The sequence below is a fragment of the Streptomyces sp. NBC_00503 genome, from assembly GCF_036346895.1.
GTDB lineage: Bacteria > Actinomycetota > Actinomycetes > Streptomycetales > Streptomycetaceae > Streptomyces.
Genome location: NZ_CP107855.1, coordinates 4,151,832 through 4,165,720, shown reverse-complemented (window position 1 = coordinate 4,165,720; position 13,889 = coordinate 4,151,832). Strand labels below are relative to the sequence as shown.

Here is a 13,889-nt window from a genome sequence, read left to right as displayed (position 1 = left end):
TCCTGACGGGAGCCGCGGTGGCCCCACAGCCCTCCCGCAGCGCTCCCACAGCCCTCCCGCAGTGCTCGCAGCGCTCCCGCAGCGCCGTCAGCGCTCTGTCTCCGCCCCCGGGGACGCCGGCGCCCCGGACCGCGAGCGCCCCTCGCGGATCCGTTGTCCGGCGAGGGTTCCGGCGGCGGTCGCGGGTGTGGTGCCGTGGGTCCGGGCCGTGTGGAAGACCTGGCGCAGCGTGTCGGCGATCCCCTCGATGCGCTCGGTCAGCCGCTCCTCGGACTCCCGGCGCAGTTCTACGCCGGTGGCGTGGATGACTCCTCCGGAGCTGACGACCGTGTCCGGCGCCCAGAGGACGCCCCGGGCCGCGAGCAGGTCGGCGGTGGCCGGTTCGTCGAGCTGGTTGTTGGCGGGGCCGGCGACGGCGGCGCAGCGCAGCAGCCCCGCCGTGCGGGCGGTGAGCAGACCGCCGAGGGCGGCCGGTACGAGGACGTCGACCTCGGCGGCCAGGGCGCCGTCCGGGTCCGCCCAGGTCGCACCGAGCTCCTCGGCGAGGCGGCGTGCGGCCGGGTCGATGTCGCTCACCACGAGCCGGGCCCCGGCGCGCTCCAGGAGCCGTGCGACGTGGGCGCCGACCGCGCCGAGGCCGATCACTCCGAAGGTCCGGCCTGCGAGTTCCGGTGAGCCGAAGGCCTCTTCGGCCACCGCGCCCAGGGCCGCGAGGGTGCCGCGTGCGGTGTGGAGGGAGGAGTCGCCGCTGCCGCCGTCCTCGACGGGGCGGCAGCACACGTGCGCGGTGCGTTCGCCGATCACGGACATGTCGGCCGGGCCGCTGCCCACGTCCGGGCCGGCGATGTAGCGGCCGCCGAGCGATTCGATCGCGTCGCCGATGTCGTGGAGCAGGGCCGTGCGCTCGGCTCCGGCCGGGCGGTCCGCGGTCGGGAGGGCTACGACCGCCTTGGCGCCGCCGTGTTCCAGACCGGCCAGCGCGTTCTTCCCGGTCATCGCCTCCGCGAGCCGCAGGGCGTCCGCGACCGGGGCGGCCGGGTCGGCGTAATGGGCGATCCGGCATCCGCCCGCTGCCGGGCCGAGGGCGGTCGAGTGGATGGCGACGGTGATCCCGAGGCCGCTGCGGCGGCCCCGTACGACCTGCACCAACTCATGGGTGGGATACGGCAATTGAAGGGTCAGAGGGTGCTCAAGTGCGGCTGCCATGGCGCGAAGCTAGCCGCCCTGACAGCCCAAGTGGCCGGTGGCCGAACGGAATTCGGGGCGGGCAGCCATAATCTCCGCATGGACGAACTTGATTCGGCGATCGTCCGGCATCTGCAGCGCGATGCGCGGCAGACCAACCGCGATCTCGCCCGCGCCCTCGGCATCGCCCCGTCGACCTGCCTGGAACGGGTCCGGGCCCTGCGCGCCCGCGGGGTCGTCACCGGCTTCCACGCGGCGGTCGACCCGGCCGCCCTGAACCGTCACGTCCAGGCGCTGATCCACTTCCAGATCCGGCCCCTCAGCCGGGCGGTCATCGAGGCGTTCAAGACGTACGCGGCCGGGCTGCCCGAGGTCAGCACGGTCTACGTGGTCACCGGAGGCGACGACATGATCGTGCACGTCTCCGTGCCCAGCGTGGACTACCTCCACGGCTTCCTCATGGACAAGTTCACCGAACGCCGCGAGGTCGTCGGGTTCCGCACGTCCGTGATCTACCAGCACACCCACAACCAGGTGCTCGCGCCCCTCACGCCCTGACGCGCCCGGGGCGGGGCCGGGAGCGGGGCCAGTGGTGGTGGTACCGGTCGATGACGTAGTGGTGGTCGTGGACCCAGCCGTCCCGGACGGGGCGGGCCCCGGCGAGATGGGGGTGGCCCGGGGGCAGTTCGGGGTGGACGTGCTCGATCTGCGACGGGTCGCGGGCGGGCCAGAGCGCCTTCGCGGCAACGGCGGCCGCCAGCGCGATGACGCCCAGGACGGCGGCCGCGGCGGGAAGTCCTGCGGCTGCGGCGAGCCAGCCCGCGAGCGGGTAGGTGAGCAGCCAGCAGCCGTGGGAGAGGGAGAACTGGGCGGCGAAGGCGGCGGGCAGGTCCGCGTCGGCGGTGGAGCGGCGGATCACCCGGCCGCCGGGGGTCATGACGGCGGAGCAGGCGGCGCCGATGGCGGCCCACGCGGCCAGGGCGGCGCACCAGGTTCCGGCGCCGGGGCCCGTCGCGGTGAGTGCGGCCACGCCCGCGAGGACCACCGGGAGGCAGAAAGCGGCGGGGAGCATGACGGCGCGGTCGGTGAACCGGCCCAGCAGGCGCGGCAGCAGCAGCGCGGTCAGCATGGACCCGGCCCCGTACGCGCCGAGGGCGAACGAGACGGCGGCGGCGGGGCGGCCGAAGTGCTCCCGGACCAGGACGACGGTGTTGACGAAGACGACGGCCCCCGCGGCGGCGACCGCGAGGTCGAGCGCGAGCAGGGCCCGCAGCCGGGGCGTGGCCCGGAACAGGCGCGTCCCGAACGCGGCCTTGGCGTACGCGCCGCCGCCGCGCTCGACCGGCGCGGGCTTGGGCAGGGCGGTGGCGGCGACGAGGACCGCGGAGGCGGCGAACCCCACGGTCGTGCCGATGAACAGCCGGCCGTAGGAGACCAGGGCCAGCAGGGCGGCGGCCAGTGCCGGGCTGAACAGGCTCTCCAGGTCGTAGGCCAGCCTCGACATCGACAGGGCCTGCGTGTAGTCGCGTTCGGCGGGCAGCACGGCGGGGATGGTCGCCTGGAAGGTGGGCGTGAAGGCCGCCGACGCGGCCTGGAGCAGGAAGATCAGTACGTAGATCTGCCAGATCTGGGTGACGAAGGGCAGGGCGAGCGCGACGGCGGCGCGGGTGAGGTCCATGGCCACCATCAGCGTGCGGCGCGGTATCCGGTCCGCGACCGCACCGGCCAGCGGGGCGATGGCGACGTAGGCGGTCATCTTGATGGCGAGCGCCGTGCCCAGCACCGCCGAGGCGTTCGCCCCCGCGAGGTCGTACGCGAGCAGGCTCAGCGCGACCGTCGCCAGCCCGGTGCCGACCAGGGCGATGACCTGGGCCGTGAACAGACGGCGGTAGGTGCGGTTGCTCAGTACGGACAGCATCGGACCCCGTCCCGGTCGGAGGTCTCCATCGTAGCCAATATGTGCGTACGCGTGCACATGACGGGGACGAGACGTCCGACCGGACGGGAGTGGGGCGAGGTGGGGTCAGTCGTGGGGCGGAAGGGAGCCGATCTGGTGGTCCGCGACGTTCAGGGCCTCGTCCACCAGCCGGCGCAGGTGCCCGTGCCGCAGGGCGTAGACCACGCGGCGGCCGTCCTTGCGGGTGGTGACCAGGCCGGCCAGGCGCAGCTTGGCCAGGTGCTGGCTGACCGACGGGCGGGCGGCCCCGCACGCCCGCGTGAGCGTGGTGACGTCCGCCTCGCCCCGGCCGAGCTCGTCCAGCAGCGCCAGCCGGGTGGCATCGGCGAGGAGCGCCAGGACCGATACGGCAGCCGCCAGCCGCTCACCCTGCTCCTGCGAAGGGTGCGCACCTGCCGGTTCCGCGCTCGCGCTCATCCGCACATCGTAGGGCGGCGGGCACGGACCCTCAGCAGCCGCCCGCGGAGGCGGAAGCCGCAGAGACGACCTAAGGCTTGATGTTCTGGTTGAGGTGGAAGAGGTTCCCCGGGTCGTACTTCCGCTTGACCTCCACCAACCGGTCGTAGTTTCCCTTGTAGTTGGCCCTGATCCGGTCCTGGTCGTCGTCGGCCATGAAGTTAACGTACCCGCCCTCCTCCGAGTGCGGGGCGGTGGCCTCGTAGTAGTCGCGCACCCACGCCGTGCCGGCCTCGTTGTCGGCGGGGTCCGGCCACATGCCGGCGATGACGGTGGCGAACGAGGCGTCCCGGTAGGCGAAGGCCGTCGCCTCCGGCGCGACGCGGTGGCAGGCCCCGTTGATGGGGTAGATGTGGCACGTCGAGTTCACGGCCGGCAGCCGTGGCCCGTGCTCCACGTGCGCCGCGATCGCGGCGTCGCTGAGCTCGGTGACGAAGTTGGCCTTCCAGTAGTGCTGGAGGCCGGGCGGTACGAGGGCGTCGAAGGCGCTGTTGAGCGCGGGATACGGCATGGGCCCGACGTGCTCGGCGACCACCGGCGCGAACTCGTGGAAGGCGCGCAGGGCGCGCTCCCCCTCGTCCAGCGGACCCGCCCAGCACGACACGATCAGGGCGAAGGGGTCGCCGTGCCGGTCCTCCGGGATGAACGGGAGCGGCGGGGCCAGCTGGAAGGCCGGGAAGGCGCCGAGTTCCTCCGGTGCGTCGGCGATGTACTCGGCGTAGGAGCGCAGCACGGTGGCGGCGTCCGCCAGCTCGAAGAGCATCGGCCCGCCGTAGATGTCCTTGACGGGGCTGAGCCGGAACTCGAAGGAGGTCACCGCGCCGAAGTTCCCGCCGCCGCCGCGAAGGGCCCAGAAGAGATCGTCGTTCTCCTCCTCGCTCGCGACGAGGAGACGGCCGTCGGCGGTCACCACGTCGGCCGAGATGAGGTTGTCGCAGCTCAGCCCCAGTCCGCGGGAGAGATAGCCGATGCCACCGCCCAGGGTGAGCCCGCCGACGCCGGTGGTCGAGATGATCCCCCCGGTCGTCGCCAGGCCGAAGGCGTACGTGGCCGCGTTGAAGTCGCCCCAGGTCGCACCGCCGTCGGCACGCGCAGTCCGCCGCCCGGGATCGACGCGCACGCCGCGCATCGCGGACAGATCGGCCACGACCCCGCCGTCGCAGGTGCCGAAGCCGGGCACGCTGTGGCCGCCGCCGCGTACCGCCAGGTCGAGCCCGTTCTCGCGCGCGAAGTCGACCGCGGCCATGACGTCGCCCGCGTTGGCGCAGCGGACGACGGCCGCCGGGCGCCTGTCGATCATGGCGTTGTAGACCTTGCGCGCCTCGTCGTAGGCGTCGTCGTCAGGGGTGACGACCACCCCGCGGACACGTTCACGCAACTGCTCGATCGAGAGCTTGCCCATAGCGATCGCTCCTCGCGCCACTACCGCGCCACGCGCCCTGCTACTGAGCCCGGTCCCTCTTCACGCTACGCCGATGGCGCGGGTCCTCAACCCGAGGACCGAGGACCACCGACGACGGCCCGATGGTCCTGCCCACCCTGCACATGCGCGAGGGCGACCGGCTCCTCCTGCACGGGTCGGCCCACGGCCGCTTCATGACCACCGCCGCGGTCGGCGCCCCGGTCTGCGTCACAGCCACCCTGATCGACGGCCTCCTCCTCGGCCGGGCGGCCTCCCACCACTCGGCCGCCTACCGCTCCGTCATGGTCTTCGGGCGGGCCACCGCGATCGAGGACGCCGAGGAGCGCGCCGACGCCCTCGGCCGCATCGTGGAAGCCGTCGTCCCGAGCCGTTTCTCCGGACCGCCCGCCGCCCGCCGCCCGCCACCCCAGCGTCGAAGAGGCCCGCTACACCGCGGTCCTGACGATGCCCATCGAGGGATTCTCGATCAAGACGCGCGGCGGCTTCGCCCGGGCCGAGCCCAAGGACGACGCGGTCGAAGCCTGGGCCGGCTTCATCCCTTACGCCACCACCACCGGCACCCCCGTACCGGACGCCGTCACCGGCACCCGGTTCCCGGCACCCGGTTCCCGGCCCCCTGGACCGCACCCGACCGCACGGATGAGTACGGAGCCCGCCGGCCGGCCGGTGAAGGACGGTCAGCCGTGCTGGCCGGGCTTGTAGTCGCCGGCCGGCTGCTGGGTCATGACGTTCGCGCGGTTGAAGGCGTTGATGATGGCGATCTGGGTCACCAGCTCGGCGAGCTGGTCGTCGTCGTAGTACTTGGCTGCGTTCGCCCAGACCGCGTCCGGGACGCCGCCGGCCGCGTCGGCGATGCGGGTGCCCTCTTCGGCCAGCTCCAGGGCGGCGCGCTCGGCGTCGGTGAACACCGTGGCGTCCCGCCAGGCCACGACCAGGTGGAGGCGTACGTCGCTCTCCCCGGCGGCCGCGGCCTCCTTGGTGTGCATGTCGATACAGCCCGAGCAGCCGTTGATCTGGCTTGCGCGGAGCATCACCAGTTCCCGGGTCGAGGCCGGCACGCTCGAGCCGGCGAGCGCCTGGGTCGCCGCGACGATGTGCTTCATGGCCTTCAGCGCGACCGGGCTGGCCATGAAGTTCAGACGAGCGTTCATCGTGTACTCCTCGGTTGTCTTTCGCTGTTGCCCTCTAAGACAAGGCACCCCGGCGGTCTGTGACAGGGGCGGCTGTGACCTGCGTCTCCCCGCTCGGATAGCCTGCTGGGCGTTCTGTGGATCCCGAATCGGGCCGGGGGGAACTGGCCCGACCGGGCTCCGCCGTCGGCGAGTTGGGGGAGGGTCCGTGTCGGGATCGGCGAGCATGGTGGAAGAGGCCGCGTACCGGCCGCTGATGTTCTCCATCGCCTACGGGATGACCGGATCGGTGGGCGACGCCGAGGACATCGTCCAGGACGCCTTCCTCGGCCTGACCCGGGCGCACCAGGCCGGCACCGAGATCGCCACGCCCAAGGCGTACCTGACCACCGCGGTGACGCGGCTGGGCATCAACCACCTGACCTCGGCGCGGGTGCGGCGCGAGACCTACGTGGGGAACTGGCTGCCCGAGCCCGTCGTCGTCAGCGACGAACAGCCCGGTCCCGTCGAGCACGCCGAGCTGGCCGACTCGCTGTCCATGGCGTTCCTCGTCCTGCTGGAGGCCCTCTCCCCGATGGAGCGTGCGGTGTTCATGCTGCGCGAGGTGTTCGGGTACGACTACGCGGACGTGGCGCGGACCACAGGCAAGTCCGAGGCGAACTGCCGCCAGATCTTCGCCCGCGCCAGGAAGCACATCGCCGCGGCGGGCCCGGACGCCGACAAGGCCCCCGCACCGGCCCCGGCCCAGCGGGCGGAGGGCAAGGAGCTCGCCCGGAAGTTCTTCGAGGCCGCCGGGGGCGGCGACCTGGACGCGCTGCTCGGCATGCTGGCGCCCGACGTGGTGTTCCAGGGCGACGGCGGCGGCAAGGCGCGGGCGGCCAGGAAGCCGGTGGTCGAAGCGCAGGCCGTGGGACAGCTGCTCATCGGCGGGATCCGCCGGATCCGCACGTTCGGCGCCGACTTCCGGCCGGCCTGGATCAACGGCCGTCCGGGCGCCGTGTGGTACGACGCCGAGGGCCGCGTGATCAACGTCCTCGAACTCGACATCGCCGACGGCGTGATCCGGGCCGTCCACGCCGTGTCCAACCCCGACAAGCTCGGCCACCTCGGCCCGGTGTCCGACTGGGCGCTGCTGAAGCAGCGATGACGGTCCCTCAGGATCCGGGGCCGGGGCCGGGGCCGGGGCCGGGGCCGGGGCCGGCCCGGCCGTGGAGCCGCCCCTTCTGCGCCCCGGTGCTGGCGGGCGCCGCCGCACTGTCCCTCGTCGGCTCGTTCGCCCGGGTGCCCGCCGTGTGGTCCATGGCGGGCCTGGCGCTGCTGCTGCCGCTGCTGGGGCTGGTGACGCGGTGGTCGCGGGCCCGGTCCGGGTACCTCGCGGGTTCCCTGGGAGTCGCGGCGGTGGCGCTGTGGCCGGCCCCGCTGGTGTGGGACGAGGGGGGTTCGTGGCTGGAGGCCTGCGGGGTGGTCGCCTTCTGGACCCTGCCCGCCCTGGGGGCGGTCGCCGTCGGGGCCCACTTGCGCCGCCAGGCGTCCCGGACCCGGCGGGCCGTACGGGACGCGCGGCGCGACCAGCAGCTGGAACTGGCCCGGGACCTCCACGACTTCGTCGCGCACGACGTCAGCGCCATCGTGGTGCAGGCGCAGGCGGCCCGGTTCGTCGCCGGCACCGATCCGGGTCAGGCCGTGCGCGCCCTGGAACGCATCGAGGCGGCGGGGCTGAGCGCCCTGGCCTCGATGGACCGCACGGTGCACGCCCTCCGGGAAGCCGGCGGCTCGCTCGCAGCCCCGGCCTCCACCCCCGGACTCACCGAACTGGCAGACCTCGTAGGCCGGTTCGAGGGCGGAGTGCTGGAGGTCGAGGACGAGGCGGCGTCGGCCGGCCTGTCCCGGGAGGCGGACACCGCCGCGTACCGGGTGGCGGTGGAGGCACTGACGAACGTACGGCGCCACGCGCCCGGTGCGCACACCGTACGGGTGACCCTGCGCCGGATCCCCACCGGAATCGAGCTCGCCGTGGCCAACTCGGCGCCCCCGCGCGGCCCGTGGACCCATTCGGCCCGGCGGCGTCGCACGGGCGGCGGCACGGGACTGGCGGGGCTGCGCGAGCGGGTGGAGGCCGCCGGAGGCACGCTGGCGGCGGGCCCGGCCGAGGCTGCCGGCTGGCGGGTTTCGGCGGTCTTCCCTGCGGACTTCCCTTCGGACTTCCCTGCGGACGGGACCACCCAGGGGTGATCATGGTCCGGTGACCACGAGGATCCTGATAGCCGACGATCAGGAGGACGTCCGCAGCGGGTTCCGGATGATCCTCGACTCGCAACCGGACATGACGGTGGTGGGCGAAGCCGCCGACGGCGAGAGCGCGGTGTCGCTGGCCCGCGAGCTGCGCCCGGACCTCGTGCTCACCGACATCCGCATGCCCCGCCTGGACGGGCTGGAGGTGACCCGGCTGCTGTCCCCGCAGACCCGGGTCGTGGTGGTGACCACCTTCGACCTGGACGAGTACGTGCACACGGCGCTGCGCGCCGGTGCCTGCGGTTTCCTGCTCAAGCGCTCCGGACCCGCGCTGCTGATCGAAGGGGTCCGGGCGGCGATGGCCGGGGACACCCTGATCAGCCCCCAGATCACGGTGCGGCTGCTGAGCCGCCTCTCGGGCCCCGGGGCGAAGGCTCCCGCGAAGACGCCCGGCAAGGCCCCCACGACCGCCGCGCGGGTCCTGACGGGGCGGGAGGTCGAGATCGTGCGGCTGGTGGCGCGGGGGCACACGAACGCGGAGATCGGCGCGGAGCTGTTCATCAGCGCGGGGACCGCGAAGACCCACATCGCGAACGTGCAGGCCAAACTCGGGGCCCGCAACCGGGTGGGCATCGCGTCCTGGGCCTGGGAACACGGCGTGGTGGGCCCGGAGTAGGGCCTCGCAACGGGGAGTTACGCGTCCACGGCGCCCCGGCGCCCCGCGGCAGGGTCGAGGGAGTCGACGTCCTCCATGAAGGACAGCATCCGGGCGTTGACCACGTCGGGGTGGTCGATCTGCGGTCCGTGCCCGGTCGCCGCGACGATCTCGGCGCGGGCTCCGGGAACAAGGCGCGGAACGCGTTCCAGCTGCCGCTTGGGGTGCAGGAGCAGGCTGTGCTTGCCCATGATGACGTAGAGCGGGGTCCGGATGGATCGCAGCGCATCCTCGGCCAGCGGCAGCGGTGCGGGGCGGCGGATCCGGTACGCGCGGGCGCCGAGCTGGATCCACTCACGCATCTCGGGGATGGCGAGGACCGGTTGGTCCAGCCAGGCGGCGAGGCGCGGGCGCAAGGCCTTGGGGGCGAAGGTGGCGAACAGGCTGATGAAGATCCAGACGAAGAAGCGCAGTCCCACCTTCTCCAGGCCGCCGGGATCGAGGGCGGTGACCGAGGCGAGCCGCTCCGGGCGCCGGTGGGCCTGGTTGAGCACGAGCCAGCCGCCGTAGGAGGAGCCGACGAGGTGGACCCGGTCCAGGCCGAGCGCGTCGAGGGCCTCGTCCATCCACTGCGCGGCGCGCTCGGGCTGCCACATGGGCTCACGGTGGATGCTGCGGCCCGCGTCGCCGGGGGTGTCGAGGGCGTAGACCGGGCGGTCGAGGCTGAGTGCGGAGGTGTTGGGGAACCACATGGCGGAGGAGTAGGCCGCGCCGTGGATCAGGACGATCGGCGTACGGGAGTCGGCGGCGGGGTCCGTGGGCCCGTAGCGGTAGACGTGCGTAGTACCGAAGCTCGTCTCGACGTCCCTCTCGGAGCGGATGGGCGCCCCCATCGCGTAGAGCACGTCGGCGGCGGCGAAGTAGCGGTCGCGCAGGGCGTCGTTCACGTAGCGGCCGACGTCACGGCGGACACGGGTCGTGTTCTCGGGCACGGCAGGCACCTCCGGGGGGATCCGTTCTTCGTGATACGACCGTACCATGATGTTGATACGGCGGTACCATGAAGACGCCCCACGAAGAGAACACGAAGACATACGCCCCCACCCACGGCCGGAGACCCCACGGATGCCCAAGCGCGTGGACCACGAAGAACGGCGCACACAGATCGCCGAGGCGCTCATCAGGGTCGCCGGACGGCGCGGCCTGCACGCGGTCGGCATGCGCGACGTGGCGGCCGAGGCGGGAGTCTCCCTGCGCCTCGTCCAGTACTACTTCCAGACCAAGGAGAAGCTGCTCTTCTACGGGCTCCAGCACCTGACCGACCGCTTCACCGCCCGGGTGGGCGCCCGGCTCGCCGCCGCCGGCCCGGCCCCCGGCCCGCGCGCGACGATCGAGGCGCTGCTGCTGGCCTCCCTGCCGACCGATGAGGAGAGCCGCACCTTCCACCTGCTCTACAGCTCGTACGCGATCCTGTCCGTGACCGACGAGGCGCTCGCCGCCCAGCCCTTCATCGACAACCCCGACGCCGCGGAGAACGCCCTGACCGGCCTGATCGAAGGCGCCCAGTCCGCGGGCCTGGCCGATCCCGGCGCCGACGCGCGCACGGAGGCGATCAGCCTGCTCGCCATGGCCGGGGCCATGGGCACCAGCATCCTGGTGGGCCAGCGCGGACCGGAGTCGGCCGTCGCCGTCCTCCGCCACCACCTGGACCGGATCTTCCGACTCCCCGCGGAACCCCGAGCGGAAGAGTCCCCCGGGTCACAGGCCTAGGTCGTCTCTTTCGGATCTTGCGGTCAGGTCCGCGTCGGCGGACGCCCCGTCCCGGCGGTTCGGCTGATCCTCAGCCGTCCGTGCAGGTGGTGTCGCGGCTCGGACGCCGGCCCGTCGTCAGGTAGGTGGTCACCGTGCGGTCGGAGCAGGCGTTGCCGTTGCCGAGGTAGACGCCGTGGCCGCCGTGGTCGACCGTGAGCAGGCGGGCGCGGGAGCCGAGGGCGGTGCGCATCTCCAGGGCCCCCGAGTACGGGGTGGCCGGGTCGCGGAGGTTCTGGACCATCAGGATGTTCGACGGGCCCTCGTCGGTGATGCGGGCGGGGCGTTCGGCCGGGGCGTCCTTCCAGAAGGCGCAGGGGGTGATGTTCGCGGGCATCCCGCCCGTCAGGGGGTGCGCCGCCCGGTCCGCGGCCACCGCACGCTCGTAGCCGGAGACGTCCTTCGGCCAGGCCACGTCATTGCAGATGACCCCGACCATCAGCGCCGCGTCCTCGTCGGGCAGCGCCTGCGCGAGCTCCCTGGGCAGGACCGGCACGGCCGCCGGATCGCGGGCCTCGCCGATCAGCCGGGCGACCCCGGGGAAGAGCGCGTCACCGTAGAGGGAGTTCTGCAGGGCCTGGCGCAGCATGTTGCCCGTCAGGGGTACGCCGGGCACGTTCGAGGGCTTGGGCTCGCGGTCCAGCCGCTCCGCGAGGGAGAGGAACAACGGGCGTACGTCTTCCGGGCGTTCGGCGAGCCGCAGCCCCTCGGCCCGGCGCGCCGGGTCCGCCGCCCAGGCCGCGAAGTCGGGGAACCGGTCGTCGGCTCCCCGGGCCATGTTGGCGAGCCAGCCGCGTGCGACCCGCGTCGGATCCGGGTCCGCGGTGCTGTCGAGCACCAGGCGGTCGGTGCGCTGCGGGAACTTCTGCGCGTAGGCGGCGCCCACGTAGCTCCCGTAGGAGACACCCCACGCCGACAGCTTCCGCTCGCCGAGGGCCTCGCGGAGCCGGTCGATGTCGCGCACCTGGTTGGCGGTGGTGAAACTGCGCAGTTCCGCGCCGCCGTTCGCGGCGCAGGCGTCGGCCACCCGGCGGGAGCGCTCGACGTTCTCGCCGATCCCGCCGTCCGGGCCGGCCCAGGAGCGCAGGGTCACCAGGCGCCGGTCCGCCTCGTCCAGTCCGCACCGGGCCCTGACGCTGCCGCCGACCCCGCGGGGATCGAGCGCGACGAGGTCGTAGGCCCCGGCCGTCTCCCGGGCCAGCGAGGCCCCCTTCTGCGACAGCCGCTGGACGCCGGAGCCGCCCGGCCCGCCGGGGATCACCATGAGCGTGCCGCGGCGGGCGGCCGGCCGGTCGCTGGGCAGCCGGGACACGGCGAGGTCCACGTGGGGGCCCCGCGGGTCGGCGTAGTCGAGGGGGACGGACAGCTTCGCGCACTGCTGGCCGGGCAGGTGGCCCTCGTGGGTGCACTCCGCCCAGGCGAGGGGGGCGGCGGTCGGACCCGCGGACGAGGTCGCTGCCGTGGCGGTGGCGGTCGTGGCACCCGCCAGGGTCGCGGCGACAGTGGTGGCGCAGAGGGCGATGAGCGCGGCCTTGCGGCGGTAACTGGTCATGGAACGAGCATGGTTGAGCGCTCGCGCCCCTCCCATCCGGCAGCCGGGAAGGCCGCCCGGGGGGCTAACCCCCGGCCCCGGCCCCGGCCCCGGCCCCGCCCCCGCTCACGACACCACGAACGCCACCGCCGCCGCACCCATGAGCGCAGCGGCGGTGTGGATGGCCGGGTGGCCGTAGTCACCCGACCAGAGATGGCGGGCCAGACCGCCGACGGCGGCCAGGGCGACGATGATGCCGACCTGGGCGAACAGCGTGACGGAGGTGAAGGGGGCCAGGGGCAGCAGCAGCGAATTCAGCCAGAACGGGGCTGCCCCCGTCCAGCCGCGCCACTCCCGGAGTTCCCTGAGTCCGTGCAGGTCCCGCAATGCCCGGAACTCCCGGATCACCGTCGTCATCGTGCCGCCACCAGCCCCTTCGATCAACCTCGCGAGACGTCAACTCGCAGGCTGTACAGCCTCCTTGGGTGCGACGGCCGGGACAAGGGCCCGTTCGGCAAGAAATCCGAAAGCCAGGCCGAAAGTGGTCCACATCGCGATCTGGATGCCCAGCGCGGAAAGCCGGAACTGCCAGATGAGCGCAGCCGGGAAGTCCGCCGGGACCTCGTTGACGCCGGGCAGCGTCGCGTACGCGACGCCGATGGCCACCGCGAAGCCGAGCCCCGCGACGATCGAGGCGTTCCAGTTGCCCATGCGCGGCGCCAGGCGCCGGCCCAGGATCAGCGCGACCGAGGCCAGCAGCACGCTGAGCGCGATCATCAGGACGAACAGGGTGGTCCGCCGGACCACGGTGTCGGGGTCCCCGACGGCCGGCGGGTTGGCGGGGTACTTGAGGAACGGCACCAGGTTGACGGTGACGAACAGGCCGCCCGCGACCAGCGCCGCCGTGGACCGGGGTCCGAAGCGGCCGATGCGGCCCAGCGCGTAGCAGAAGACGAGCGCGGCGATGCCGCCGAGCGCGACCCCGTAGAGCAGGGTTCCGGTGCCCAGGCCGGCCGTGGCCTGGAGGGCACGGCTGACCGGGGCGGACTCGTCGCCGTGGTCGTGGGCGCCGGCTTCCTCGATGGCGATCGCCGCGTCCACCTTGGATTCACCGAGGAGGTACGCGACGAGGAACGCCGCGACTCCGGCCAGCAGGCCGGCCAGCATGCCCCTGATCAGGAGCACGCGGGGAGAGATGCTGTTCATGAGCGTGCTTGCCCCTCGCTGGTCAGTGGCAGGGGAAGCCGAGCAGGTGGCGGCCGTCGTGCATCCACTCGTGGATGGTGTCGCCCTGGAACACCGCGGTGGCGCCCTGTTCGGCGCCGACGAGGTAGAGCAGGACCAGCATGAGGACGCCGACGAACAGGGCCCAAGGGGCCAGGGCGGAGACGGAGATGGGGGCGATACCGACAGGTGCGGCAGTCGTGGGCACGGCAGAGTGGGCCATGGCAGGAACCTCCAAGGGAACACGCGTCCCGGTCATTGGTGCTCGCGACGACGGTGGCGGGTCT

The 13,889-nt window shown here is 73.2% G+C and carries 16 protein-coding genes and 1 pseudogene; 7 read left to right on the top strand and 10 right to left on the bottom strand.

The genetic code is table 11. The annotated features are described in order from the left end of the window. Positions 1-87 precede the first annotated feature (87 nt). Entirely contained in the window at positions 88-1,206 is a 1,119-nt protein-coding gene (locus OG490_RS19485) for a Glu/Leu/Phe/Val dehydrogenase family protein (protein ID WP_330297576.1), read from the bottom strand. Positions 1,207-1,284: 78 nt separating this feature from the next. On the opposite strand from OG490_RS19485, the gene OG490_RS19480 reads away from it, so the two are divergent. Beyond that, positions 1,285-1,743 carry an Lrp/AsnC family transcriptional regulator gene (locus OG490_RS19480; RefSeq protein ID WP_330297575.1) on the top strand — a complete coding sequence of 153 codons (459 nt, stop codon included), beginning with the start codon at positions 1,285-1,287 and terminating at the stop codon, positions 1,741-1,743. Here the strand turns inward: OG490_RS19480 and OG490_RS19475 are convergent. The 3 genes from OG490_RS19475 to OG490_RS19465 form a co-directional block, all read right to left on the bottom strand. Next, complete coding sequence (locus OG490_RS19475) at positions 1,733-3,103, bottom strand: MFS transporter (RefSeq protein ID WP_330297574.1); 1,371 nt, start codon at positions 3,101-3,103, stop codon at positions 1,733-1,735. The genes OG490_RS19480 and OG490_RS19475 overlap by 11 nt on opposite strands. A 105-nt stretch (positions 3,104-3,208) precedes the next feature. Then, complete coding sequence (locus OG490_RS19470; protein ID WP_330297573.1) at positions 3,209-3,559, bottom strand: ArsR/SmtB family transcription factor; 351 nt, start codon at positions 3,557-3,559, stop codon at positions 3,209-3,211. A gap of 70 nt (positions 3,560-3,629) precedes the next feature. After that, positions 3,630-5,000 carry an FAD-binding oxidoreductase gene (locus OG490_RS19465; protein ID WP_330297572.1) on the bottom strand — a complete coding sequence of 457 codons (1,371 nt, stop codon included), beginning with the start codon at positions 4,998-5,000 and terminating at the stop codon, positions 3,630-3,632. A gap of 116 nt (positions 5,001-5,116) precedes the next feature. Here OG490_RS19465 and OG490_RS39215 point away from each other — a divergent pair. Next, a pseudogene (locus OG490_RS39215) lies at positions 5,117-5,386 on the top strand (pyridoxamine 5'-phosphate oxidase family protein); the annotation flags it as partial. A 79-nt stretch (positions 5,387-5,465) separates the two neighbouring features. Next, on the top strand, positions 5,466-5,723 hold the full coding sequence (locus OG490_RS19460) for a hypothetical protein (RefSeq protein WP_330297571.1): 258 nt from the start codon (positions 5,466-5,468) through the stop codon (positions 5,721-5,723). Here OG490_RS19460 and OG490_RS19455 read toward each other — a convergent pair. Next, positions 5,699-6,172, bottom strand: a complete 474-nt coding sequence (locus OG490_RS19455; RefSeq protein WP_330297570.1) for a carboxymuconolactone decarboxylase family protein — start codon at positions 6,170-6,172, stop codon at positions 5,699-5,701. The genes OG490_RS19460 and OG490_RS19455 overlap by 25 nt on opposite strands. A 205-nt stretch (positions 6,173-6,377) precedes the next feature. Between OG490_RS19455 and sigJ the strand changes: the two genes are divergently transcribed. The 3 genes from sigJ to OG490_RS19440 all read left to right on the top strand — a co-directional run bounded on the left by sigJ (position 6,378) and on the right by OG490_RS19440 (position 9,059). Further along, entirely contained in the window at positions 6,378-7,298 is a 921-nt protein-coding gene (gene sigJ / locus OG490_RS19450; RefSeq protein WP_330300982.1) for an RNA polymerase sigma factor SigJ, read from the top strand. After that, positions 7,295-8,383: a sensor histidine kinase gene (locus tag OG490_RS19445; RefSeq protein ID WP_330297569.1), complete on the top strand. Its 1,089-nt coding sequence runs from the start codon at positions 7,295-7,297 to the stop codon at positions 8,381-8,383. Before sigJ ends, OG490_RS19445 begins: the two co-directional genes overlap by 4 nt. A gap of 67 nt (positions 8,384-8,450) precedes the next feature. Then, on the top strand, positions 8,451-9,059 hold the full coding sequence (locus OG490_RS19440; RefSeq protein ID WP_443065962.1) for a response regulator: 609 nt from the start codon (positions 8,451-8,453) through the stop codon (positions 9,057-9,059). Positions 9,060-9,076: 17 nt separating this feature from the next. On the opposite strand, the gene OG490_RS19435 is transcribed toward OG490_RS19440, so the two are convergent. Next, on the bottom strand, positions 9,077-10,030 hold the full coding sequence (locus tag OG490_RS19435; protein WP_330297567.1) for an alpha/beta fold hydrolase: 954 nt from the start codon (positions 10,028-10,030) through the stop codon (positions 9,077-9,079). 133 nt (positions 10,031-10,163) lie between these two features. Here OG490_RS19435 and OG490_RS19430 point away from each other — a divergent pair, with 133 nt between their 5' ends. Beyond that, positions 10,164-10,808, top strand: coding sequence for a TetR/AcrR family transcriptional regulator (locus OG490_RS19430; protein ID WP_330297566.1), 645 nt, complete (start codon positions 10,164-10,166; stop codon positions 10,806-10,808). Positions 10,809-10,878: 70 nt separating this feature from the next. Here OG490_RS19430 and OG490_RS19425 read toward each other — a convergent pair whose 3' ends face one another. The 4 genes from OG490_RS19425 to OG490_RS19410 all read right to left on the bottom strand — a co-directional run bounded on the left by OG490_RS19425 (position 10,879) and on the right by OG490_RS19410 (position 13,825). Beyond that, complete coding sequence (locus tag OG490_RS19425; protein ID WP_330297565.1) at positions 10,879-12,399, bottom strand: alpha/beta hydrolase; 1,521 nt, start codon at positions 12,397-12,399, stop codon at positions 10,879-10,881. Between the two features lie 105 nt (positions 12,400-12,504). Then, a complete protein-coding gene (locus OG490_RS19420; RefSeq protein ID WP_330297564.1) occupies positions 12,505-12,795 on the bottom strand; it encodes a hypothetical protein in 291 nt (96 codons plus the stop codon). Positions 12,796-12,834: 39 nt separating this feature from the next. Beyond that, positions 12,835-13,584, bottom strand: a complete 750-nt coding sequence (locus tag OG490_RS19415) for a CbtA family protein (RefSeq protein WP_330297563.1) — start codon at positions 13,582-13,584, stop codon at positions 12,835-12,837. Positions 13,585-13,606: 22 nt separating this feature from the next. Then, complete coding sequence (locus tag OG490_RS19410; RefSeq protein WP_330297562.1) at positions 13,607-13,825, bottom strand: CbtB domain-containing protein; 219 nt, start codon at positions 13,823-13,825, stop codon at positions 13,607-13,609. Positions 13,826-13,889: the final 64 nt, after the last annotated feature.

Coding starts and splice junctions, on each gene's coding strand:
- sigJ (WP_330300982.1), top strand. CDS start 6,378: ATGGTGGAAGAGGCCGCGTACCGGCCGCTGATGTTCTCCATCGCCTAC.
- OG490_RS19480 (WP_330297575.1), top strand. CDS start 1,285: ATGGACGAACTTGATTCGGCGATCGTCCGGCATCTGCAGCGCGATGCG.
- OG490_RS19485 (WP_330297576.1), bottom strand. CDS start 1,206: ATGGCAGCCGCACTTGAGCACCCTCTGACCCTTCAATTGCCGTATCCC.
- OG490_RS19430 (WP_330297566.1), top strand. CDS start 10,164: ATGCCCAAGCGCGTGGACCACGAAGAACGGCGCACACAGATCGCCGAG.
- OG490_RS19410 (WP_330297562.1), bottom strand. CDS start 13,825: ATGGCCCACTCTGCCGTGCCCACGACTGCCGCACCTGTCGGTATCGCC.
- OG490_RS19420 (WP_330297564.1), bottom strand. CDS start 12,795: ATGACGACGGTGATCCGGGAGTTCCGGGCATTGCGGGACCTGCACGGA.
- OG490_RS19440 (WP_443065962.1), top strand. CDS start 8,451: ATGATCCTCGACTCGCAACCGGACATGACGGTGGTGGGCGAAGCCGCC.
- OG490_RS19460 (WP_330297571.1), top strand. CDS start 5,466: ATGCCCATCGAGGGATTCTCGATCAAGACGCGCGGCGGCTTCGCCCGG.
- OG490_RS19415 (WP_330297563.1), bottom strand. CDS start 13,584: ATGAACAGCATCTCTCCCCGCGTGCTCCTGATCAGGGGCATGCTGGCC.
- OG490_RS19475 (WP_330297574.1), bottom strand. CDS start 3,103: ATGCTGTCCGTACTGAGCAACCGCACCTACCGCCGTCTGTTCACGGCC.
- OG490_RS19455 (WP_330297570.1), bottom strand. CDS start 6,172: ATGAACGCTCGTCTGAACTTCATGGCCAGCCCGGTCGCGCTGAAGGCC.
- OG490_RS19465 (WP_330297572.1), bottom strand. CDS start 5,000: ATGGGCAAGCTCTCGATCGAGCAGTTGCGTGAACGTGTCCGCGGGGTG.
- OG490_RS19445 (WP_330297569.1), top strand. CDS start 7,295: ATGACGGTCCCTCAGGATCCGGGGCCGGGGCCGGGGCCGGGGCCGGGG.
- OG490_RS19425 (WP_330297565.1), bottom strand. CDS start 12,399: ATGACCAGTTACCGCCGCAAGGCCGCGCTCATCGCCCTCTGCGCCACC.
- OG490_RS19470 (WP_330297573.1), bottom strand. CDS start 3,559: ATGAGCGCGAGCGCGGAACCGGCAGGTGCGCACCCTTCGCAGGAGCAG.